At 70.3% G+C, this 20,877-nt stretch carries 20 protein-coding genes, 2 tRNA genes, 1 other RNA gene and 1 pseudogene; 15 read left to right on the top strand and 9 right to left on the bottom strand.

Going from position 1 to position 20,877, the window contains the following annotated elements:
* The first annotated feature begins 11 nt into the window (after positions 1–11).
* The 3 genes from LK06_RS16985 (at position 12) to LK06_RS16975 (ending at position 2,092) form a co-directional block, all read left to right on the top strand.
* Positions 12–1,379, top strand: coding sequence for a sensor histidine kinase (locus LK06_RS16985; RefSeq protein WP_078858763.1), 1,368 nt, complete (start codon positions 12–14; stop codon positions 1,377–1,379).
* A complete protein-coding gene (locus LK06_RS16980; RefSeq protein WP_039650387.1) occupies positions 1,379–1,993 on the top strand; it encodes a response regulator transcription factor in 615 nt (204 codons plus the stop codon). Before LK06_RS16985 ends, LK06_RS16980 begins: the two co-directional genes overlap by 1 nt.
* A 23-nt stretch (positions 1,994–2,016) precedes the next feature.
* Positions 2,017–2,092: transfer RNA gene (locus tag LK06_RS16975), tRNA-Gly, on the top strand.
* Positions 2,093–2,133: 41 nt separating this feature from the next.
* Here LK06_RS16975 and LK06_RS16970 read toward each other — a convergent pair.
* The 6 genes from LK06_RS16970 to ffs form a co-directional block, all read right to left on the bottom strand.
* Positions 2,134–3,033, bottom strand: coding sequence for a phosphoribosylaminoimidazolesuccinocarboxamide synthase (locus LK06_RS16970; RefSeq protein ID WP_039650389.1), 900 nt, complete (start codon positions 3,031–3,033; stop codon positions 2,134–2,136).
* 111 nt (positions 3,034–3,144) lie between these two features.
* Positions 3,145–4,647 (bottom strand): N,N-dimethylformamidase beta subunit family domain-containing protein, encoded by a 1,503-nt coding sequence (locus tag LK06_RS16965; protein WP_039650391.1) that lies wholly within the window; start codon positions 4,645–4,647, stop codon positions 3,145–3,147.
* 212 nt (positions 4,648–4,859) lie between these two features.
* The gene (locus LK06_RS16960; protein WP_043432810.1) at positions 4,860–6,770 is read right to left on the bottom strand and encodes a M48 family metalloprotease; all 1,911 of its coding nucleotides are present in this window, start codon (positions 6,768–6,770) and stop codon (positions 4,860–4,862) included.
* Positions 6,771–7,034: 264 nt separating this feature from the next.
* Complete coding sequence (purD, locus tag LK06_RS16955; RefSeq protein WP_039656595.1) at positions 7,035–8,294, bottom strand: phosphoribosylamine--glycine ligase; 1,260 nt, start codon at positions 8,292–8,294, stop codon at positions 7,035–7,037.
* Positions 8,295–8,393: 99 nt separating this feature from the next.
* Positions 8,394–10,721, bottom strand: coding sequence for a DNA polymerase III subunit gamma and tau (locus tag LK06_RS16950; protein ID WP_043410506.1), 2,328 nt, complete (start codon positions 10,719–10,721; stop codon positions 8,394–8,396).
* Between the two features lie 87 nt (positions 10,722–10,808).
* An RNA gene (gene ffs / locus LK06_RS16945) (signal recognition particle sRNA small type) lies at positions 10,809–10,907 on the bottom strand.
* 72 nt (positions 10,908–10,979) lie between these two features.
* Between ffs and LK06_RS16940 the strand changes: the two genes are divergently transcribed.
* The 5 genes from LK06_RS16940 (at position 10,980) to LK06_RS16925 (ending at position 13,928) form a co-directional block, all read left to right on the top strand.
* Positions 10,980–11,067, top strand: a tRNA-Ser gene (locus LK06_RS16940).
* Positions 11,068–11,464: 397 nt separating this feature from the next.
* Entirely contained in the window at positions 11,465–12,046 is a 582-nt protein-coding gene (locus tag LK06_RS16935; protein ID WP_043410509.1) for a hypothetical protein, read from the top strand.
* 45 nt (positions 12,047–12,091) lie between these two features.
* Complete coding sequence (locus LK06_RS35290; protein WP_043404360.1) at positions 12,092–12,475, top strand: transposase; 384 nt, start codon at positions 12,092–12,094, stop codon at positions 12,473–12,475.
* A 32-nt stretch (positions 12,476–12,507) separates the two neighbouring features.
* A complete protein-coding gene (locus LK06_RS16930) occupies positions 12,508–13,500 on the top strand; it encodes an IS3 family transposase (RefSeq protein ID WP_411572771.1) in 993 nt (330 codons plus the stop codon).
* Positions 13,501–13,544: 44 nt separating this feature from the next.
* Entirely contained in the window at positions 13,545–13,928 is a 384-nt protein-coding gene (locus LK06_RS16925; RefSeq protein WP_107430817.1) for a restriction endonuclease, read from the top strand.
* A gap of 128 nt (positions 13,929–14,056) precedes the next feature.
* Here LK06_RS16925 and LK06_RS16920 read toward each other — a convergent pair.
* Positions 14,057–14,287, bottom strand: a pseudogene (locus tag LK06_RS16920) (tyrosine-type recombinase/integrase); the annotation flags it as partial.
* On the opposite strand from LK06_RS16920, the gene mobC reads away from it, so the two are divergent.
* Both mobC and LK06_RS16910 read left to right on the top strand, forming a co-directional pair.
* A complete protein-coding gene (mobC, locus tag LK06_RS16915) occupies positions 14,249–14,476 on the top strand; it encodes a plasmid mobilization relaxosome protein MobC (protein ID WP_043404363.1) in 228 nt (75 codons plus the stop codon). The pseudogene LK06_RS16920 and the gene mobC sit on opposite strands and share 39 nt — an antisense overlap.
* On the top strand, positions 14,466–16,220 hold the full coding sequence (locus tag LK06_RS16910) for a relaxase/mobilization nuclease domain-containing protein (protein ID WP_043404444.1): 1,755 nt from the start codon (positions 14,466–14,468) through the stop codon (positions 16,218–16,220). The genes mobC and LK06_RS16910 overlap by 11 nt, the downstream gene beginning before the upstream one ends.
* A 328-nt stretch (positions 16,221–16,548) precedes the next feature.
* Here LK06_RS16910 and LK06_RS16905 read toward each other — a convergent pair whose 3' ends face one another.
* Positions 16,549–17,025, bottom strand: coding sequence for a hypothetical protein (locus LK06_RS16905; RefSeq protein ID WP_043404366.1), 477 nt, complete (start codon positions 17,023–17,025; stop codon positions 16,549–16,551).
* A gap of 35 nt (positions 17,026–17,060) precedes the next feature.
* Complete coding sequence (locus tag LK06_RS16900; RefSeq protein WP_071659329.1) at positions 17,061–18,326, bottom strand: helix-turn-helix domain-containing protein; 1,266 nt, start codon at positions 18,324–18,326, stop codon at positions 17,061–17,063.
* A 352-nt stretch (positions 18,327–18,678) separates the two neighbouring features.
* On the opposite strand from LK06_RS16900, the gene LK06_RS16895 reads away from it, so the two are divergent.
* From LK06_RS16895 to LK06_RS16880, 5 genes are all read left to right on the top strand, one after another.
* The gene (locus LK06_RS16895) at positions 18,679–18,930 is read left to right on the top strand and encodes a hypothetical protein (RefSeq protein ID WP_043404369.1); all 252 of its coding nucleotides are present in this window, start codon (positions 18,679–18,681) and stop codon (positions 18,928–18,930) included.
* On the top strand, positions 18,927–19,163 hold the full coding sequence (locus LK06_RS16890; protein ID WP_043404372.1) for a DUF7848 domain-containing protein: 237 nt from the start codon (positions 18,927–18,929) through the stop codon (positions 19,161–19,163). The genes LK06_RS16895 and LK06_RS16890 overlap by 4 nt, the downstream gene beginning before the upstream one ends.
* Entirely contained in the window at positions 19,151–19,291 is a 141-nt protein-coding gene (locus LK06_RS33220; protein ID WP_159025308.1) for a hypothetical protein, read from the top strand. Before LK06_RS16890 ends, LK06_RS33220 begins: the two co-directional genes overlap by 13 nt.
* A gap of 99 nt (positions 19,292–19,390) precedes the next feature.
* Positions 19,391–20,551, top strand: coding sequence for a radical SAM protein (locus LK06_RS16885; protein WP_052318821.1), 1,161 nt, complete (start codon positions 19,391–19,393; stop codon positions 20,549–20,551).
* Entirely contained in the window at positions 20,548–20,760 is a 213-nt protein-coding gene (locus tag LK06_RS16880; RefSeq protein ID WP_043404388.1) for a hypothetical protein, read from the top strand. Before LK06_RS16885 ends, LK06_RS16880 begins: the two co-directional genes overlap by 4 nt.
* Positions 20,761–20,877 lie beyond the last annotated feature (117 nt).

Below are 20,877 nucleotides of genomic sequence, written 5' to 3'. Positions count from 1 at the left end.
GGGACGCACGCATGGTGGGGTCGATACGGCGCTGGCAGCAGCGGCACTGGCGCGGACGCAGCAAGGCCGAGCGGGTCGAGTTGCACACCGTGGTCACCTGGTACTGCACGCCCTGGGTGTTCTTGCTCACCTGGCTGCTGATTCCGCTGCTCGGCGGGCTCGACCGCCGACCCGTGCCCCTGGTCCTCGGTGGGCTCCTCCTCCTCGTGGGAACCCTGCAGTGCGCCACCGCCAACCGGCTCACCCGGCCCGTCCTCGACCACTACCTGGGGCGCGCCAAACTACCGGCCGGCGCACAGTACACCTCGGCGGTCCTGCTCGGGCTGGCGCTGGCACTGGTCCTGGCCCTCACCGCACTGCATGCTGCCGACCCGGTGACGACCCGGTTGGCGATCGGCGCCGGTCTGCTGCCGTTCGGGCTGCTCCACGGGCTCATCGTGCCCGTGCGGGTGTTCCTGCGTCGCTCGGCCGTGCTCGCGCTGCTGCTCATGGCCGTGTCCGAGGTGGCGCGTCCCGACGGACTCGGCCTGTTCATGACCGGCGCGGTGACTGCCTTCGGCGCGCTCCTCTCCCTCCTGGCATGCCGGTGCGGCGCCTGGACCCTGGCGGTGCTCTGGGAAGCGGAGCGCGGCCGCGAAGTGGAGGCTCGGCTCGCCGTCGCCGAGGAGCGCCTGCGGTTCGGGCGGGATCTGCACGACGTGTTGGGGCGGAATCTGTCCGTGATCTCCCTGAAGAGCGAACTGGCCGTGCAGTTGGCCCGGCGGGGCCGACCGGAGGCCGTGGAGCAGATGATCGAGGTGCAGCGCATCGCACAGGACTCCCAACGGGAGGTCCGGGCCGTCGTACGCGGCTACCGGGAAGCTGATCTGGACATCGAGCTCGCGGGCGCACGAGGTGTACTGGCAGCCGCCGGGATCAACTGCGAGATCCACGCGGAGACCGTGGAACTGCCCGCCGAGGTGCAGTCCGCGCTCGGCTGGGTGGTGCGCGAGGCGGCCACCAACGTCCTGCGGCACGGGGACGCTGGACACTGCACGGTGGAACTGCGGATACAGGAGGGGAATGTGGTGCTGACCGTGGAGAACGACGGAGCTGACCACCCCAGCCCCACCGGCAACACCGGCCATATGCGCAGCGAAGACCACGCAGGCGGCGGAGCCGACCGGATACCGGGGTCGCACGGCAGCGGCGGGTCGGGACTCGCCGGGCTGCGGGAGCGGCTGGCCGCCGTGGACGGGTCCCTGGAAGCGACGGCCGTCGGCCAGGACCGGTTCCGGCTGATGGCAGAGGTGCCACTGGTGAACGACGAGGCGTCCCGGCACAACGACGAGGCGTCCCGGCACAAGGACCGGGACACGGAAGCGAGCGGAGCCAGGTGATGAGCGGTCCGGTACGACTGCTGCTCGCCGACGACGAGCATCTGATCCGGGGTGCGCTGGCCGCCCTGCTCTCCCTGGAGGACGATCTCCTGGTCGTAGCAGAGGCCGCCAGCGGTCCCGAGGCACTGGCCATGGCTCGGGCACATCAGCCCGACGTGGCCGTCCTCGATCTGCAGATGCCCGGCGCCGACGGTGTGAAGGTCGCCACATCCCTGCGCACCGAACTGCCCGGCTGCCACGTACTGATCGTCACCGGGCACGGGCGGCCGGGACATCTGAAACGGGCGCTCGCGGCGGGCGTACGGGGCTTCGCCCTCAAGACCGTCAGCGCCCAGCGTCTCGCCGAGATCATTCGCACCGTGCACGCCGGACACCGCTATGTGGACCCCGAGTTGGCAGCCGACGCGATCTCCGCCGGAGACTCCCCGCTGACCGCGCGAGAGGCCGAGGTGCTGGAGCTGGCGGCCGATGGAGCGCCGGTCGCGGAGATCGCCGGGCGGGCCGCACTGTCGCCCGGGACCGTACGGAACTACCTCTCCTCGGCCGTCACCAAGCTCGGTGCCGAGAACCGGCATGCGGCAGTGCGTCTCGCACGCGAGCGAGGTTGGGTATAGTTGCTCTCGCGCCACGGCGCAACGCGGACGTAGCTCAGTTGGTAGAGCGCAACCTTGCCAAGGTTGAGGTCGCGAGTTCGAGCCTCGTCGTCCGCTCCAGATCGAGCCCCCCGGTTTCTACCGGGGGGCTTCTTCGTGCGCTACGACCAGCTGGTGCCGGTCAGCAGCTCGTACGCCTCCACGTACTTCTGCCGGGTCGCCGCCACCACGGCCTCCGGCAACGGCGGCGGGGGCTGCTCGCCCTTGCGGTCCCAGCCGGACTCGGCGGAGGTCAGCCAGTCACGCACGTACTGCTTGTCGTACGACGGCTGCGCACGGCCCGGCTGCCACCGGTCGGCCGGCCAGAAGCGCGAGGAGTCCGGGGTGAGTACCTCGTCGGCGAGGAGCAGTCGGTCACCGTCGAAGCCGAACTCGAACTTGGTGTCGGCCAGGATGATTCCGCGGTCCCGGGCGATGTCCCGGGCGCGGGAGTACACGGCGAGCGTGGCCTGGCGCAGCTGGGTGGCGGTCTCGGCACCGACCTGGCGGACGACCGCCTCGTAGGAGACGTTCTCGTCGTGCTCACCGACCTCGGCCTTGGTGGCTGGAGTGAAGATCGGGGCGGGGAGTTCGGAGCCGTCGACCAGGCCTTCGGGAAGCGCGAGACCGCAGACCGTTCGGGACTCGTTGTACTCCAGCAAGCCGGAGCCAGTGAGGTAACCGCGGGCCACGCACTCCACCGGGACCATCTTCAGCGACTTGCAGACGAGTGTGCGGCCCGCCCAGTCGGCGGGCGCGCCCTCGGGCAGCTCGGTGCTGATCACATGGTTGGCGGCCAGGTCGCGCAGCTGGTCGAACCACCACAGGGAGAGCTGGGTGAGGACACGACCCTTGTCGGGGATCTCCGTGGGCAGCACCCAGTCGTAGGCGGACATGCGATCGCTGGCGACCATCACGAGGTCACCCGCCTCGTTCTGGTACAGCTCGCGCACCTTTCCGGTGTGCAGGTGCACCAGGCCCGGAACCTGGATCGGCTCGGGCTTTTCTACGAATCCGGACACGGTTCCTCCCCGTGGTTCTGTCCCATGCCTCGATTCTCCCGTATGGGGTGATCGGGTGCGGCCGTGGGGTGGGTTGCGTCTCCCGGCGGGCCGGTTGCTGCGGCCGGCGGGTCAGTTGCGTTTGCAGATGCGGTCGAGGAGGTTCGCCGTGGCGCGCTGGATGCGGGGGTCCACGTGACCGGGGCGGTCCAGGGCCGGGGACCACGCGAAGGTGCCGGAGGCGAAGACCCAGGCTCCGGAGGGGGCGCGGTAGAGGGAGGTCTCCTGGTGACGCAGGACTCCGTCATTGTCCGTGTAGGGGGAGTGGGCGAGCAGGATGCGCTCGTCGTGCTCGGGCAGCGGGGCGCGTGGGAAGTACCGGTCGGCCTCGCCAGCGACCAGGCCCGTGATCTCGTCGCCCTCATGCGCGCCGGTCGCCTCCCACAGCCAGTGGCGGGCGTTGCGGACAATCAGCGGGTGCGGCTCGGGCACCCGGCCTGCGTACTGGATGCCGACGAGCTGCTGCTCGGGCCGATCGATCTCCCGCCACAGCACGGATTTGCCCGGCCCCTTGCGCTTGCGACAGGTCAGCAGCCGGTCCGGGACTCCGGATGGGGACGGCGCCAGGTCCACCTGCCAGTACATGGTGTTGGCGGAGAGGAAGACCAGCGAGGTGCCCCGGTCGCGGGCGTCCTCGACGGCGCGGCGCATCGCCACCGACCAGTACTCGTCATGGCCCGGGAAGACCAGGCCCCGGTAGCGGGTGGGATCGACGCGGCCGGCGTGCAGATCGCGGGCCTCGGCGTACCCGAGGTCGTAGCCGTACCGCTCGGCCCAGCGGATGAAGTCGTAGGCGTGGCCGACGTGCAGGGGCAGGCCCGCACCCGCGTAGGGACGGTCAAAGGAGACCGTGGTCGCCGCGTCGGCCTCACCGAGGAGACGGCCCTTCTCATCCCAGGCGTGGTAGAGACTGGCGCCGGTACGGCCGTCCTCCGGATAGAGGTTGTACGCCTGCCAGGTGATGTCGGGCAGCAGCAGGAGCAGGTCGGCGGGGTGGTCGTCGCGGACCGTGAACGGCACATGAGAGCGGTAGCCGTCGGCGGTGGTGAGCACGGCCACGTAGGCGCCGATGCTCCAGTGGGAAGGCACTTGGAGCCGCCAGGACAGCCACCAGTGGTGGCAGGAGACCGTGCGGTCGGCGGCCAGCGGCGGGGGCTGGACGATGCCGGACAGCCGCGGACTGGTGGTGATCTTGGCAGCGCCATCGCCGCCGTAGTGGCCGATCCGATAGACGTCCACGCTGAATTGCTGGGGCGGGTCGACCGTGATGTGGAAGTCGATCGCCTCGCCGGGCGTAACCGTGCCGGTGGCGGTGAAACCCTTGATCTGGCGGTGCACGTCGTCCGCCGAGCGAGGCCCGGAGTCCGCCGTACGAGGCGCGGGTACCCGGGGGTCGCCCGAGGCATCGGCGGGCCGCTGCGGGCTCGGGTCGACGTACCAGGGCACGACATGACCAGTGTCGTCGAAGTAGGTCTCGCTGCCCCGCAGCCAGGGCACCGGGCCCAGGCCGAAGGGATCTGTGACGGCGTGCGCGAGTGCTCCGGACTCCCAGCGGCGGATGTGGTCCAAGGCCATGAACGCTCCCCTCCCTCGTACCCCCGTGTGCTGTGTAGGTGGTGCTCGGCCTTACCGTCGTATGTCGCATGCCCTTGCCACGCGCGTGGTCGGTCCCAGCACATCACATAACGCACGAGCCCGGTCACTAGTCGTTGCGAATTGACCTGAACTGGAAGTCGCAGCTCCGTTAGGGCAGTTGGGGCAGCGGCGCGCCCCTGCGCACCCCTGTGTCAGACGAGCCGCACGGGCTTCTCGGGGCGTATCCCGGAAGCGGCCAGCCAGTCGCGCAGCGGGCCCGGGTCTCCGTCCTCGATGAGGCTGAAAACCTTCGGTGTCAGGTCAGCGGTCCGTTCGCCGCCCAGCAGCAGGGACGGACCGTCCAGCCAGTCCAGGGCCGGCGACCCGCCGGCGGTATCGACGGCCGCGCAGCACACCATCGCCGTGACGTGGTCGGCGAGCAGGTCACGGGCGGTGCGCGGGGGCTGCAGCGGGAAGAGCGGCAGCCCGCCGTCGTCCCACTCGGCGCGTTCGGAGCTCTGGCCGACGGCACTAGCACCTCGCGGCACGGCGGCCTCCTCCCGAGCCAGCTCGGCGCTCAGTCCCGCGGCGAGAACGGCACTGCGCTCGGTCCCGGAGTCGGTGTCATCGCCGTCCCCCAGGCCGTCGTCCTCGTCGTCACAGGAGTGCAGAACGCCCAAGGCACCAGAAGCGTCACAGGCCTCGGAGACGTGGCCGAGGCCGGACGGATCGGGGCCAGACGGATCGGGGCCGGAGGCACTCTCGGGAACGCCGGTCCGCGCGCCGGAGCCCCCGGTGCCGTCGGGCACCTGGTGCGGCTGTACGGAGTGCCCGGAGGTGGGTTCGGTCAGGTGGTCCAGGACCCGGGCCAGAGTCGGGCCGCCCGAGTCGGGTGCCGTCGGGTCCGGGGAGGCATGGACGCCCAGGGAGTCCAGGACGCGGTGCAACCGGGCCGCGTCGGCGCGCCAGGTGCGATCCACGACCTCCTCCGGGTAGGCCTGCCAGTCCACCGGGGCCCAGTCGGGGCCGGGCTCGGCCGGGCCGCCGTGGAAGAGGCGGGCAGCGAGCAGCGAGGCCGCCTCGTCCACCACGCCGGGCTCCTCCAGCAGGTCGCAAGCGGGACGCTCACCGAGCCGGGAGGTGAAGTTCTCGGCCAGCCGGTCACGCCGGGACAGCTCGGTCAGCGCGGCCACCACACCGACGTCCAGCCGGGCGGGCCAACGGCCCATGCGCCAAGCGGGAAGAGCGACCCTGGTCAGCAGCCGGTCCCAGCCGGCGTAGGCGAGGCCGACCTGTTCCTGGGCGACGATCCGCAGGCCGTAGTCCACCGTCTGCGCCCGCTCGGCCGCCGCCGCAGCGACCCCGCGCTCCATCTGCGTCGCGTGCTCCCGGCAGCCCCGCAGCAGCAGCCGGGCCACCCAGCCGAGGACCGCGCACACCCCGCGGACCGGCAGACAGCGGCCGGGGGTCGAGGCGACGGCCACCGCCGCATCGAGACCGCTCACGAAGCGGCGGGCGGCGGCTATGTCCGGATGGGCAGAGGGGCCCGTACCGGCGATGACCGGGGCGATGACCGCGCGCAGCTCACCAACCCGCATCCACCACAGGAACGGTGAACCGATGACGAGCACCGGTGCGGCGGGGGTACGGCGGTGGGCGCGCCGCCCCGGGCCCGGTGTCTCGTCGGGCCCCGGAGGCGGGGGCGGGCCGTGCGCCGCATGGGTACGGTCCTCCAGCCAGCTGTCGCAGTCCGGGGTGACCGCTATGGCTGAGGGGGCCGGCACGTCGAGGCGATCGGCGAGGTCGCGCACCATTCGGTACAGGTCCGGGGCGGCCTCCTCCGCGACCGGGACCGTGGGACTCACTGCAGGGCGGGCCCTGGCCAGGACCAGGGCGACACCCGCAGCGGCCAGCAGCACCAGAACGGCGAGTACGCTCACGATCCAGCGGGCGGTGTCCCAGCCCCGCCCGACGAGATGGCCGGTCGAACCGCCAGTCAGCAGGATCACCGCGGCACCCGCGGGCAGCAGGGCCACGCCCAGTGCCCGGCCCCGGACCCGGAGCACGGCGACGGCCCGTGAGCGCGCGGCCTGCGCACCCACCTCCATACCCATTCCGGTCACGTGCCGACCTCACCCCCTCCCTGCCGATGCAGTGCCGCCCTGGTCTTGCTCACTCCCCCACTGTGGCACCCCTCACTGACATCGCAATGCCAGTGGGCCAAGTGCCGGAACGCTTGCGCGGCACCCTAGTTGGGGCCTCGGCCCCCGTCAGCCGGATGGGGGATTGCTCACCCGATGGAATGGCTTTGGTCAGAGCTGGGTGACAGACGGCAAAGATCAGGCCCCGGATCGTGGATCCGGGGCCCGGGCTGCCAGAAGGGCAGGTCAGAGGCTTGGCACCTGCGCTGCCTTCGCTGCGATGTCGGTGCGGTGCTGGGAGCCGTCCAGGCCGATCCGGTCCACCGCCCGATACGCCCGCTCACGTGCCTCGGCCAGGTCCTTCCCGGTGGCCGTGACGGAGAGCACCCGTCCTCCGGCGCTGACGACGGTGTCGCCCTGCCGCTTCGTCCCGGCGTGCAGCACGTACGCGTGCGGAGCGTCTTCAGCGGCCACCATTTCCAAGCCGGTGATCGGGTCGCCGGTGCGGGGGGTGCCGGGGTAGTTGTGCGAGGCGACGACGACGGTGACGGCCGCTTCCTCACGCCAGCGGAGGGGCTCCAGATCAGCGAGAGTGCCGTTCGCGGCGGCGAGCAGCACACCGGCCAGCGGGGACTTCAGCCGGGCCAGCACGACCTGGGTCTCGGGGTCACCGAAGCGGGCGTTGAACTCGATGACCCGGACACCGCGCGAGGTGATCGCGAGCCCGGCGTAGAGCAGGCCGGAGAAAGGGGTCCCGCGGCGGCGCAGCTCGTCCACGGTCGGCTGCAGTACCGTCTGCAGCACCTCGTCGACCAGCTTGGGGTCGGCCCACGGCAGCGGCGAGTACGCACCCATCCCACCGGTGTTAGGGCCCTCGTCGCCGTCCAGGGCGCGCTTGAAGTCCTGGGCGGGCTGCAGCGGCACGACGGTGCGACCATCGGTGATGGCGAACAACGACACCTCGGGGCCGTCGAGGAACTCTTCGATGACCACCCGGTCGCAGGCGTCGGCGTGCGCCTTGGCCACCCCGATGTCGGAGGTCACCACAACGCCCTTGCCCGCGGCGAGTCCGTCGTCCTTGACGACGTAGGGCGCGCCGAAAGCGTCGAGAGCCTCCGCAGCTTCCTCGGCGGTGGTGCACACGTAGGAGCGCGCCGTCGGCACTCCGGCCGCTGCCATGACGTCCTTGGCGAAGGCCTTGGAACCCTCCAGCTGCGCGGCCTCCCGAGACGGGCCGAAAACCGGGATGTCCGCCGCCCGGACAGCGTCGGCCACGCCGGCGACCAGCGGGGCCTCCGGGCCGACAACGACCAGGTCGGCACCGAGGCCGGTGGCCAGCGACACCACCGCCCCACCGTCGAGCGGGTCGACCTGGTGCAGCTCGGCCACCTCGGCGATGCCGGCGTTGCCGGGGGCGCAGTGCAGCGCGGTGACGTCGGGGTCGAGGGACAGGGAACGGCACAGGGCGTGTTCGCGGGCGCCGCTGCCGATGACGAGGACCTTCACGGGGTCAGCCTACTGGCAAGGCCACCGAAGGCCGGGAGCCGGGTTTGCTGGAGCTTCCTCCAAAGGAGCTGGGCCGGCGCCCTGATGGCCTTCCGGTCCCTACTCGCTGGAGAACTCCTCCACCACCGTCGCCCCCAGCTCACGCACGATCAGTTCGTGGCCGGAAAGGGCCGACTCATCCAGATCCGGATCGTCATCCTCGGGAATGTCGTCCTCGGGTGCGACGGGGGGCGGCTCGGATGCCCTGGCCGGTTGGGGGGCGGCCGGTGCCAGGCCGGCCGGGGAACCGCTCTGCGGGGGTGCGGAGGGGGGCCGGGGGGCCGAGGGTCGGGGTGCGGCCGGTGCGCCGTGGCCGGCACCACCGGGCTGAGCCCCACCGTAGCCGCCGGAGCCGGACATGGCCGGGGGACCACCGTAGCCGCCGGAGCTGCCGGAGGCGCCGCCGGACACCATGGCGGAGCCGCCGGACGGGTCGACAACCGCCTCGATCTTCCAGTGCACGTGGAACTGTTCGGCCAGTGCCTGCCGCAGCACGTCCTCGCTGCCGCTGCCGGCGAAGTTGTCGCGGGCACCGGCATTGACGAAGCCGATGTGGAGGGTGGTGCCGTCGAAACCGGCCACCTGGGCGTTCTGGCTGAGCAGGATCCAGGTAAAGCGGCGGCGGTTCTTGACGGCTTCCAGGATGTTCGGCCAGAGCGCACGGGGGTCGAGTCCGCCGGTGGGCGCGGCCTGGGCCGGCGCCGGTACCGCGGGGGCCACCTGCTGCTGCGGGGAAGCCGGGGCGCGGCCGGGGGCCGGCGTCTGCGGGGCGCCGGGGGCGGGAGCGGCAGCCGTGGGCCACCCACCGGGACGCCGTCCGCTGCCGGCGGGAGCGGCGGTGGGCCAGGCGCCGGGAGCCTGAGCAGCGGGGGGAGCCGTCGGCGGCGAAGGGGGTTGGGCCGCGGGAGCGGGAGCCGTAGTCCCTGCCGGAGTCGAGGCGGGGACAGCCCCGGGGACAGCCCCGGGTACAGAGGCGCGAGCGGGTGCAGGGGCCTGCGTAGGGGTGGATGCGGGGACGGGGTCAGACGCTGCGGGAGCCGCCGGAACCTCCGCAGGAGGCGAAGTTGCCGGAACGGCGCCTGCTCCGCCGCCGCCCGGGGCACCCGCGCCCCGTACTGCCGCACGGACCGCCGCGGGCCCACCACCGGGCGGTACGGGGGCACCGCCGACGTGGGCCTCGGGGTCGGGCGTATAGCCCATGGCGGGCGCACCGGCACCGCCCGAGAAGCTGACCCCGCGCTCCAGACGGTCGAGGCGGGCCAGCACCGAGCGCTCGTCACCGTAGGCGGCGGGAAGCAACACGCGCGCACAGATGAGTTCCAGCTGGAGACGGGGCGAGGTGGCGCCCCGCATTTCGGTCAGGCCCTCGTTGACCAGGTCGGCTGCACGGCTCAGCTCCGCGGCGCCGAAGGTGGAGGCCTGAGCCTGCATGCGCTCCAGAACATCCACGGGGGCGTCGATGAGGCCCTTCTCGGTGGCGTCCGGTACGGCGGCGAGGATCACCAGATCGCGCAACCGCTCCAGCAGGTCAGCGACGAACCGGCGAGGATCATTTCCGCCCTCGATGACGCGGTCGACGACCTCGAAGGCCACGGCTCCGTCACCGGTGGCGAAGGCCTCGACCACGGAGTCGAGGAGGGAGCCGTCGGTGTACCCGAGGAGCGCCGTGGCCATGGCATATGTCACGCCCTCCGCCCCGGCGCCGGCGAGGAGCTGGTCCATGACGGACATCGAGTCACGCACGGAGCCGGCACCGGCGCGCACGACGAGCGGAAGCACACCTTCCTCGACGGGGATGCTCTCTCTCCCGCACACGTCGGCGAGGTAGTCCCGCAGCGTGCCCGGAGGGACGAGCCGGAAGGGGTAGTGATGGGTCCGGGACCGGATGGTCCCGATGACCTTCTCGGGCTCGGTGGTCGCGAAGATGAACTTGAGGTGCTCCGGGGGCTCCTCCACGACCTTCAGTAGCGCGTTGAACCCGGCCGACGTGACCATGTGGGCCTCGTCGATGATGTAGATCTTGTACCGGCTGCTGGCGGGCCCGAAGAAGGCCTTCTCACGCAGCTCACGGGCGTCGTCCACGCCACCGTGGGAAGCGGCGTCGATCTCGATGACGTCGATCGAGCCCGGCCCGTTCCTGGCCAGGTCCCGGCACGACAGGCACTCGCCGCACGGTGTCGCGGTGGGACCCTGCTCACAGTTCAGGCAACGGGCCAGGATGCGTGCGCTGGTGGTCTTCCCGCACCCACGCGGTCCGCTGAACAGGTACGCGTGATTGACCCGGTTGTTCCGCAGCGCCTGCTGCAGCGGGTCGGTGACATGCTCCTGCCCGATGACCTCGGCAAAGGTTTCCGGGCGATAGCGGCGGTACAGCGCGAGAGACGACACGTATACGAGGTTATAGGCGCCCGCTGACAACGGGCCCCGCCCGAGGCCACCCCCGCGCGCCCACGGCCACTCCCGGGCCCCGCCGGGAACGCAAGCGCCCCCCACGCACCCGCCAGAGCCAACCTACCCTTGCTGCCTTCCGGCCCTGGGGGAGTTCAGTCAGATAGCGCCGCGTGAGGGGCTCCGCACAGGGTACCCGATGCTGGCCCGCAAGAACGAGTTCGCGAGCACTCCCCTCGGTCATGTAATGTTTCCGGCGGAGGATTCGCCTAGAGGCCTAGGGCGCACGCTTGGAAAGCGTGTTGGGGGCAACCCCTCACGAGTTCGAATCTCGTATCCTCCGCCAGTGCCTCACCGGGCACGATGTCGAAGGGCCCCACCGTTCGCGGTGGGGCCCTTCGACGTTGAGGGTTGCAGTTTGGGTTGCAGTTACCGAGATCAACCGCTGGGACGGCCCTACTCCGCCAACAGCCGGCCGACATCCTCCTGCGTTACTGAAGATCCCTAACGGATGGCCCGCTGGGGCCAGTGCCTGGTCATGTCGGACTGAGAGCTGCCCGGCCAGACAGCGGAGAGACCGGACCGCAATCACTACCGGCCCCAGGAGAGCCCACGACCGACGGACGGATTCGCAAGCGACAGTGCTCTGTCTCGCGGCCCCGCCAGCGGGCCGGAAGCCAAATAACATTCTCTGCTTGAGGTGACGGGTCCTCAGTCGACCCGCGGGGAGAAGGTAGGGGAACGTGGCAGCCGAGCCGATGCCCACGAAGCCGATCAGTCCAGCCGCATACGGTGCGCTCGGATCCGCCCTCAAGCACATCTTTTGGTACAAGGGTGACCTCGAAGGCTTCATCCGCCGGTGGGCCAAGGGATACCCAGAGCTCCTCGCTGCACTCGACTTCTCTGGCTACAAATGGCAGACCGCCGAGGAGTTCGTGGACCGGCTGCACGGCAACGAACGGCGGTATGGCGACCTGTCGATCAACCTCATGGTCGAGGTTTCGGAGATGACGAGCTTCCCCAAGCTCAAGCGGCACGAGGATGCCGACACGTTGATCACCGAAGCTCTGGAGGCAGTGGCGGCACTGAAGGCTTGTGTGGACCGGCACCGGGGCCTCATCGCGGACGAGGCGCGCTTCACGAGCGACCTGGCGGAGCACCGCGCGGCGACCGAGACCCGCCGCAGTTTTGCTCAGCGACTGTCGGAGCTGAAGGACGAGTTCTTGCGCTTGGAGGCAGAACCCAATCGACAGAAGGCCGGACGTGAGTTCGAGCCATTCCTCAACCAGCTCCCCTCTCTGACACCGTTGGGTGAGACGCCCTGAAATGATCAGATATTGTGGGCGTGCACGACAGGAGCACCCATCCGCATGTCCCGTACCAATTCTTCCGAGCAGGTTCCCGCTCCGCGGCCGAAGCGTCGTCGCTTCTCGGCCGAGTACAAGTTGCGCATCGTCGCCGAGTACGACGCCGCCCCCGCCGGAGACAAGGGCGCGATTCTGCGCCGGGAGAGGCTGTACCACTCCCACGTCATCGAGTGGCGTCAGGCCAGAGACGCCGGCGCGCTGGAGAAGCTGACCGACCACCGCACCAGCCCCACCCGCCCGAAGAAGCACCCCGCCGAGGCCGAGAACGACAAGCTGCGGCGTCAGGTGGAGCGGCTGGAGAAGGAGGTTGCGAAGCGGGATGCCGCGCTGGAGGTGCTGGGAAAAACACACGCGCTCTTGGAAGCACTCTCCAAGAGCGCGGACTGAAGGACGCCCTGGAGCCGCTCCTCCACGAGGCCGTGGAGGAGCTGACCCCGTACCTGGGCATCGTGGCGGCGTGCCGGATCGCCGGACGCTCCCGGGCCACCCATCACCGGCGGCTGAACCCGGCCCCGCCCAGACCCAAGGCGCCGAGGCCCACGCCGGTCAACGCCTTGTCGGACACCGAGCGGCAGGCGGTGCTGGAGCTGATGAACCGGCCCGAGTACGTGGACCTGCCACCCGCGCAGATCTACGCCCGGGAACTGGACGACGGCCGCTATCACTGCTCCGAGCGCACCATGTACCGGATCCTGAAGGAGGCCGGGCAGGACGGTGAACGCCGCCGTCAGGCCACCCACCCGCCCCACACGGTTCCCGAGCTCGTGGCCGACGGCCCCTCGCAGGTATGGAGTTGGGACATCACATGCCTGGCCGGCCCGGCGAAGGGAAACTGGTACCACGGCTACGTCATCCTGGACATCTACTCCCGCTACGCCGTCGGCCACACCGTCGAGGCGGCCGAATCCGCCGCGCGGGCCGAGGAGTTGATCCGTGAGGCGATCGACCGCAACGGGATCGTGCCGCACACCGTGCACGCCGACCGCGGCACCTCCATGACGTCCAAGCAGGTCTCCCAGATGCTCCTCGACCTCGGCGTGACCCGTAGCCACTCCAGGCCCAGGGTCAGCAACGACAACCCGTTCAGCGAGAGCCAGTTCCGCACCACGAAGTACCAGCCGGACTACCCAGAACGCTTCGATTCCCTCGCCCACGCGCGGGAGTGGATGGACGCGTTCATCTCGCACTACAACCACGTGCACAGGCATTCCGGGATCGGCTACCACACCCCCGCCAGCGTCCACTTCGGCACCGCCGAACTCGTCCGCGAGCAGCGGGCGGCCACCCTCACAGCCGCCTTCGAGCAGCATCCCGAACGCTTCAACCGCCGCCCCGCACCACCGACGATTCCCCAGCAGGCATGGATCAACGACCCCGCCAGGCGGCGTGAACCACAGCAACACAACTCATAGCCGCACATACGTTTCATTTGACTTGACAGCTACCGCTCTTCCGCCTGTTCGACCTGGACCCGCGACTCTCCTACAGCCTGTCTTACGAGCAGATCGATGGATCCATCACGTACGACACGGACGTGTACATCGTGGAGGCGAAGTGGTTGAAGGAGCCGGTTGAGGTCCACTACCTTGGCAGCTTCGTCGAGAAGGTGCGACACAAGGGCAAGAACGCGCTCGGCTTGTACATAAGCGTGCGCGGGTTCACAAAGGGCGCCAAGGAGCGCTACGCCGAGGGGACGTGCTTCATCACAATGGAGGGCGTCGACATCTTCGCCGTGCTCGACGGGCACACCACGCTCGATGAGCTGCTAAGCCGCAAGAAGCGTCACGCCAACGACACAGGCAGTTGCTACTACCCGGCCTCGTTGATGATGAGTGAATGACCCGCTGCGGCTCGGCCGCACCCCCGGGCCTGCGGTGCTGAACACGACGGGGTACACCCGCCCGAAACCTCGCCGTGAGGTGAGGGCCCGGTGGGGAAACCGCGCCCTCACCCTCACAGAGGGTTCGGTCAGTCAGTTACCTGCTCCCAAAGCAACCCGCCGATCTTGTCGGCGGTGTCCTTGAGCACCCGGTCCGTCAGGTGCTGGTATCGCCGACGCATGCGGGCGGACTGGCCGGGCCCCCATCCCATGATCACGTCCACGACGGTGTCCGGAACCCCGAGGATGAGCAGGACGGTACCTGCGGTGTGACGAGCGTCATGGAGTCGGCCGTCACGGATGCCCGCAGCCTTGAGCAGAGGTTCGGCAGGCTGCTGCGGGAGTTCCACCGGATCGGCTCGAACCTCAACCAGATCGTCCGCGCGATCCACAGCGGCGACTTGCCCGACCGTGCCGAACAGGTCCTGGACGAACTGCACCAGGTCGCGCGGCTGGCACGTCGCGCGCTGGAGCAGGTTCTGGCGGGTGGTGGTCGCCGTGGTGCCTGACGTTTCCACTGGGGATCGCACTCGCGGCCTGCTCTCCTACCTCTTCGGACCGGGCCGCCGCAACGAGCACACCGACCCGCACATCGTCGCCGCCTTCGCCATGCCCGGTATCACCGACCCCGGACGCGTCCCCCTCGACGAGCACCAGTCCGCGCTGTCCGAACTTGCGCAGTACCTCGACCAGCCGGTCGAACTGCGTCGGCAGCGCACCGGGAAGAAGGTGCCGCAGCACGTATGGCACTGCCCTGTCCGCACAGCCCCCGGTGACCGCTACCTCACCGACACCGAATGGGCCGAGGTCGCCCGCCGCGTCGTCCACGCCACTGGCATCGCCCCGCACAGCGACGACTCGGGCTGCCGGTGGATCGCGGTGCGGCACGCCGAGGATCACATTCACATCCTGGCCACCAGCGTGCGCGAGGACGGCCGGCGCCCCCGCAACAAGGGCGACGGCCGGCGCGCCCAGGCCGAGTGCCGCAAGATCGAGATCGAACTCGGGCTTCGGCGCCTGAAGTCCGGCGACGGCACCGCCCCGAAAACACCCACCGGGGCCGAGGTGGCCAAGGCCGAGCGCCAGGGCCGGAAGACGACCACGCGGCAATGGCTGCGCGAGCACGCATACGCCGCAGCAGCCGCCGCGCGCGATGAGCACGAGTATTTCGCCGTACTCACGGCCCTGGGCATCAAGGTCCAGACACGGATCGGCCCGGGGACCGGTGAGACCACCGGCTACAGCCTCGCCGCCCCCGGCGACACCGACGCCAACGACGAGCCGATCTACTACGCCGGCTCCACCCTCGCCCCCGACCTGTCCCTCAACCGCCTGCGTGAACGCTTCCTCCCGACCCCCGCCGACACCACGGTCAGGGCATCGGTCCGGAACGGCCAGAGCACGAAGGCCGACGCATGGAGGTGCGCGGAGACCGAACTGCGCACCACCCACACCTTCCTCCTCTGGCCGGAGGACGGACATGACCAAGAGGCGTTCGACAGGCAGGTACAGGCCCAGGCGGCAGCGTTCGCCGAACTGCTCCACAACACCGCCGCCACCGCCCCGAAGGGAGCCCGAGCCGAACTGCATGCCGCAGCAGCCGCGTTCGACCGCGCGAACCGCTCCGCGATCCGCGCCGAACACCAGAGCGCATACGCTCTACGGCAGGCAGGCAAGGAACTGATGCGCGCCGTCGGCGGCGAGGACGGCTCCGCCGTGGTAGCCCTGCTGGCCACCGCGGTCTACGTACTGATCGCCCTGGACCACTGGCACCAACAACGCGGACACGAGCAGCAGGCCGCCGCCGCACGGCAATCCCTCACCCACCTGCAGGCCGCCTACCAGCACACCGCCCGACCTGTGCTCGCCCGCCTGGCCGAACGCACCCCCGGACCGGACGAGACCCGACGCCTCGCCGCAGCCGTCCAGGCGGTCGTACCCGAGCACGCCCAACGCATCCTCACCGACCCGGCCTGGCCCGCCCTCGCCACAGCCCTGGCCCAGGCCGAGTCCGCCGGCACCCCACCCCGGCACGCACTCACCGCTGCCGCTGGACGACGCGAACTGGACAGCGCCGACCACCCCGCCCAAGTCCTCACCTGGCGACTCCGCAACAACACCGCCGACCAGACAAACGCCCGCACCCGGGCGGCCACCACCCGCACCCGCCAAGCGACGACCACCAGCACCCAGTCCACCCCCACACCAGCCGCCGTCCAGCGGCCTGACGACACCCTGCGCCGCAGGCGCTGACACCAACGCCGGGGATGGCTGTCCACACTCGCCACGTCTCGGGCCGAGGCCGATGCTCTCCTCCAAGGCCGTTCAGAGACTGAACATGCCCCGCGTCCAAAACAGAACAACAGCCGGATCCGTGTTCCCTCGGGGAACAGTGTCCTCCCGCAACGGGAGGCCACGCTCGGCGCTGAATCGTTCTCAGAGGTCGCCACGCTGGCCGACCGGGTGCGGGTGCTGGGCCCTGGTGGGCTCTTTCTCCGCTCGCCCGACTGCGGCTGTGCCGGAAACGGGGATACTGCGGTCGCGGCGCTGACCTGCTGAGATCGTCAGGACGAAGACGGGATCAGTCCCGGGTGGCGCCTTCGGGCCAGATGATCCGGACCGGCACTCCCTTCTGGCGGGCGTAGGCGACGACGTCGGCCGTGCCGCCGTAGCCGCGCGCGGGAAGGCCGTCCCAGACGGCGAGGAGTTCGTCGGCCTGGTCGACGAGGAGTTCGCTGCCGGCCATGTGCGCGTCGGAGCCCGAGGAGTCGAGGCCGGTGCGGTGCGTTCGTCCGGCCCTGGCGAGGAGGGCGTCGAAGGTCGGATGGTGCCAGTCGGGCAGGTCGGCGCGGTACTGCTCGGCGGGCAGCACCGCTTCGAGCTGGCCGCCATGGTCCAGGATGGTCTGGGCGAACCAGGAGTCGGGGCCGTCCGCGAGGCAGCTCAGGCCGACGAGGTCGGCGGAGGCGTACCCGCCGACCGTCTCGGTGAGCAGTGCGCGTACCTGCCGCTCGACCGCCTCGGGCAGGCCGCGGTGTCCGGTGATGCCGAGTCTCATGGATGTCGTTCTCCTGACGGGGTGGGGTCCGACGGTTACAGATACGCGTCGTGCAGCTTGGCGTCGAAGTCGCGGATGAGGCTGGGCGGATTGGCTGAGGTGTAGGTACGGCGGAAGGCGCGGGCGCGTTCGACGACGCGGCCGGAGCGCAGCGTGAGTCCGGCGTCGAGTGAGCGGGCGGCCAAGGCGAAGGCGGTGTCGAGGTTGCCAGCGGCCATATGCCCGGCGGCGACGTCGAGTCCGAGCAGGGCGCGCTGCTTCACATGGTGGGAGGAGAGAGCGGCGGTGGCGTCGTCCAGAGAGGTGAGCACCCACCGCGGGCGGGCAAGCCGGGCACCGCAGGTGACGCGGGCGGCGGCGACCTTGCGCTCGTCGAAGGCGAAGACCCACGGCCAGGGTGGGGCGTCCTCACCCGGGATCTGTTCGACCTCGGAGGCGCTGACGAGCAGAGCCTGGTCGGCGGCTCGCCCGTCGCCCGCCGTCGCGTGGGCGACTGCTTCGAGTGCTGAGAGCCAGGCCGCCGCTATGGCAGGGAATTCGGTGCCGAGCTGGCGGCGGGCGCCCCGAATCAGGCCGAGCCCCTGGGAGACGTTGCCGGCCTCGACCTCGAACTGGGCGAGACTGCCCTGCTGGTACGCGATGAGCAGCCGGTCCTGGGACCTACGGGCGGCCTTGATCGCCGCGCCGTACCAGGTGCGAGCCGATCCCGCGTCGGCCATGTCCCAGCTCAACCAGCCTGCCAGACTGGCTACTTCGCTGCCGACAGCCGCCAGCTCGGCACGGGCGACTTGGTCCGGCGCCTGCGAGGCGACCGTACGCACCAGACGCATGTGCCCCTGCACGGCGTCCGAGAGCTGCCGAGCCGGCACCGTGGCGTCCAGGCGACGGTACGCGCTTGTCGCGACACGCAGCACCTCGGCCTGGTCGGCTCCCGTCTGGGGCAGTCGTGGCAGCGCACCCGTGATGCCGGCGGGCGCCGCAACGGCAAGCGCCCCTGCGATGAACTGGCGCCGTTCCACTGGTTCAAGTCCCTCTGCTGGCGCGGCGGGCACCGAGCCGGTTTCCGCGAGTCCGACCAGGGTCGGCGGAATGCCGAGGTGGCCGGCGGCTCTCGCGAGAATGGTCATGTTGTAGTCGCCGACACCCCGCTTCTCCATCCGGGATACCGCCGACTGTGACAGGCCACAGGCGTCGCCGAGCTGTCTCTGGGTCATACGCGCCGCTCTGCGAGCCACCTCGATGACACGCCCGTAGTCGCCCGCCCTGGAGGCTTCGCGGGCGACGCCTCCCGACCAGTTCATGTCCGCTTCCCCCTCACGGTATGTACCGGGCCCGCCGGTTCGCGAATCGGGATATGCGTCCACCGCATACGCGCATGAATGCCCCGCATCAACGCTCGCCGTTCCCCCGACACAGGCGTTTTCCTCATGACGCACCCCGTGACGACATGGTCACCGCCCGCTGCCTGACGAGGAGGGACGCGCAACGATGCGGCTCCACCAGGGAAGATCCCGATCGCCCGTCTGGGCTCGAACTCTCCATCAGCCGAGGCTACTTGCCGCCGGGCAGGACTGGGACGCCGTTCGGGTCGCGTCGGACCTCGGTATGCGGGCGGTTCGGTTTCTGGAAACTTCGGACGCCCCGGTCGGTCCAGTGCTCCACGATCTGTCGAGCGGACGGGCGTACTTCCTCACCCGGCCCGGCACCGCGCGGATCTGGCACGTGCCCGACTCCACCGCGCTCGGGTCGGGTTCGTGGGTGGTGCTGGCTCCTCCGGGTTGGGACGGGCTGCTTCGGTGGGTGAGCGGACCGTGCGACGGACCGGCGTTCACCGAGGCGGAGGACCTCGTAACCGCGCTGGCCATGGCGAGTCTGCGGGGCCCCGCCGAAGAGGCCGGCCGATGAGCACGCGTGCGGTCGTCCGCCATCAGCAGTGGACACTCCAGCCCGACCGCGAGCCGGACGCCGAGCCGAGCAGCTACGCGATGCAGTGCGCGGTGTGCGGCGAGACCTCGCCCACGGACACCGAATACGAGGCCCCGCAGGACTGGGTGTTCGCGCACGGCGGCCGCAATCCGTCGCACCACACCTACCGGGAGATCATCACCCGGCCGTGGAGGGCCTGGTGGAAGCCGTGACCGGCCGTATCAGCGCCCTGGTCAGCCGAGTCGCCCGCTACACGGGACCGCTGCTGATCGTGCTCGTGTCCGCCTCGTGCGGCTTCGTGATCGGCGTGGCTGCGTCGACGACGCGGACCACGCCCTGACCTGCGCTGAGCGAAGAAGTCCACCGCCCTGGGGCTCCTGGCTGATCAGCGCCCACGATCGGGCCCGCTCGACCCCTCGCACCTACCGATGGAGGTCCCATGACCGCAACGAGTGCCAGTACCCATGAACCGCCGAGCAGGCCGCTCCCGCGACTCGTGGCCAGCCCGTTCCTCGCCCAGTACCTCCTCGTCCAGCCCGGCCGCGCGGCTGGCGTACGTATCCCGGAGGTCCGCTACGAGGAGCTGCGGGCCGCCGACGCAAAGAACCGGCCTATTCCGCCCTGGCTCGTCGACGCGGCGAGGCAGGCATGGGGCACCGAGCTGCCCGCGCTGCCGATCGGTGACGTCGTCCTCGTCCGCGAACGGTCCCGTTTCGCATACGGCAAGGCGTCGTGGGAGATCAACCTCGGCTGCGACTACGACTGCGAGTTCTGCTACCTCGGCGAGAAGCGGTTTGAGGGCCTGGACTGGGCAGGCAAGCAGACGCTTCTCCGGACACTGCGGGACGCTGGGGTCCTGTGGTTGCAGATCACCGGCGGCGAAGCACTGATCGACCGCGAGTTCGGCGCCGCGTACGAGTACGCCCACCAGCTCGGGATGATGGTCCAGGTCTCGTCGAACGGCTCCAGCTTGCGGAAGCAGCCGATCCGGGACCTGTTCGCCCGCCACCGGCCGTACCGGCTGACCCTGAGCGTGTACGGCGCGACCGCCGGGACGTACGACAAGGTCACGCGGAACCGCGGGGCGTTCAGCAGGTTCCTGAAGGGCCTCGACGCCGCCCGCGAGGACCGGCTGCCGGTCCGCCTGAACGTGATCGTCTCGGACGACAACGTGCATGAGACCGACGCGATGGTGCGCCTCGCCCAGTCGTACGGCTTCCCGCACCAGGTCTTCACGAACATGTCGCCCACGATCGACGGCGAGGCTAACCCGCTGGCGACGCAGGCGCAGAGCCACCTCAAGGCCAGGAGTATCTTCACCGGCTGCAACGCCGGCCGCACGTTCTTCCACGTCAACCCACACGGCATCGCGTCGATCTGCAAGGTCGGCCGCGACCCCAGCGTGAACCTCATCACCGAGGGCGTCGAAGCCCTCCCCCGACTCGGCGCGATCGCCGAGTCCCTACAGCTCCGCACCGGTGGATGCTCCGGCTGCACGAAGGTCGGCACGTGCCGCACGTGCCGACCGCTGGCCAGGCTCTACCAGGAGGCGGGGGACCGACGAGAGCTCTACTGCCAACATGGAGGTTACGGATCATGACTCCGCCCAGCGCAACCCTGACCCCACCCAGCGAGCCGGTGCTGCTCACCATCGGCCGCCGCCCGGCGGACGGCCCGACCGGTGTTCTGCCGGTGCCGCTGACCACCGCGTCGATCAAGGACGACGAGTTCCAGATCATCGCCGACCTGGACGAGGCCGCCGAGGGTGCCGAGTGCAGCTGCTCGGCCGGTGACGACCAGCCCTACTAGATCAACCACGGGTGGCGCCCGTGCCGCCCCCCTGTTCCACCCCTTGAGTGCCGTCCCGGCCGTACCCTGGCCGGGGCGGCACTCCCCATACCCGAGCACCCCTGAGGAACCGCGCGT

The organism is Streptomyces pluripotens (assembly GCF_000802245.2).
GTDB lineage: Bacteria > Actinomycetota > Actinomycetes > Streptomycetales > Streptomycetaceae > Streptomyces > Streptomyces pluripotens.
Note: the sequence above shows the minus strand (reverse complement) of the source record. Positions and strands in the feature narration are given on the sequence as shown.

Coding starts and splice junctions, on each gene's coding strand:
- LK06_RS16985 (WP_078858763.1), top strand. CDS start 12: ATGGTGGGGTCGATACGGCGCTGGCAGCAGCGGCACTGGCGCGGACGC.
- LK06_RS16980 (WP_039650387.1), top strand. CDS start 1,379: ATGAGCGGTCCGGTACGACTGCTGCTCGCCGACGACGAGCATCTGATC.
- LK06_RS16965 (WP_039650391.1), bottom strand. CDS start 4,647: ATGGCCTTGGACCACATCCGCCGCTGGGAGTCCGGAGCACTCGCGCAC.
- LK06_RS35290 (WP_043404360.1), top strand. CDS start 12,092: ATGTCCCGTACCAATTCTTCCGAGCAGGTTCCCGCTCCGCGGCCGAAG.
- mobC (WP_043404363.1), top strand. CDS start 14,249: ATGGAGTCGGCCGTCACGGATGCCCGCAGCCTTGAGCAGAGGTTCGGC.
- LK06_RS16905 (WP_043404366.1), bottom strand. CDS start 17,025: ATGAGACTCGGCATCACCGGACACCGCGGCCTGCCCGAGGCGGTCGAG.
- LK06_RS16900 (WP_071659329.1), bottom strand. CDS start 18,326: ATGAACTGGTCGGGAGGCGTCGCCCGCGAAGCCTCCAGGGCGGGCGAC.
- LK06_RS16890 (WP_043404372.1), top strand. CDS start 18,927: ATGAGCACGCGTGCGGTCGTCCGCCATCAGCAGTGGACACTCCAGCCC.
- LK06_RS16885 (WP_052318821.1), top strand. CDS start 19,391: ATGACCGCAACGAGTGCCAGTACCCATGAACCGCCGAGCAGGCCGCTC.
- LK06_RS16880 (WP_043404388.1), top strand. CDS start 20,548: ATGACTCCGCCCAGCGCAACCCTGACCCCACCCAGCGAGCCGGTGCTG.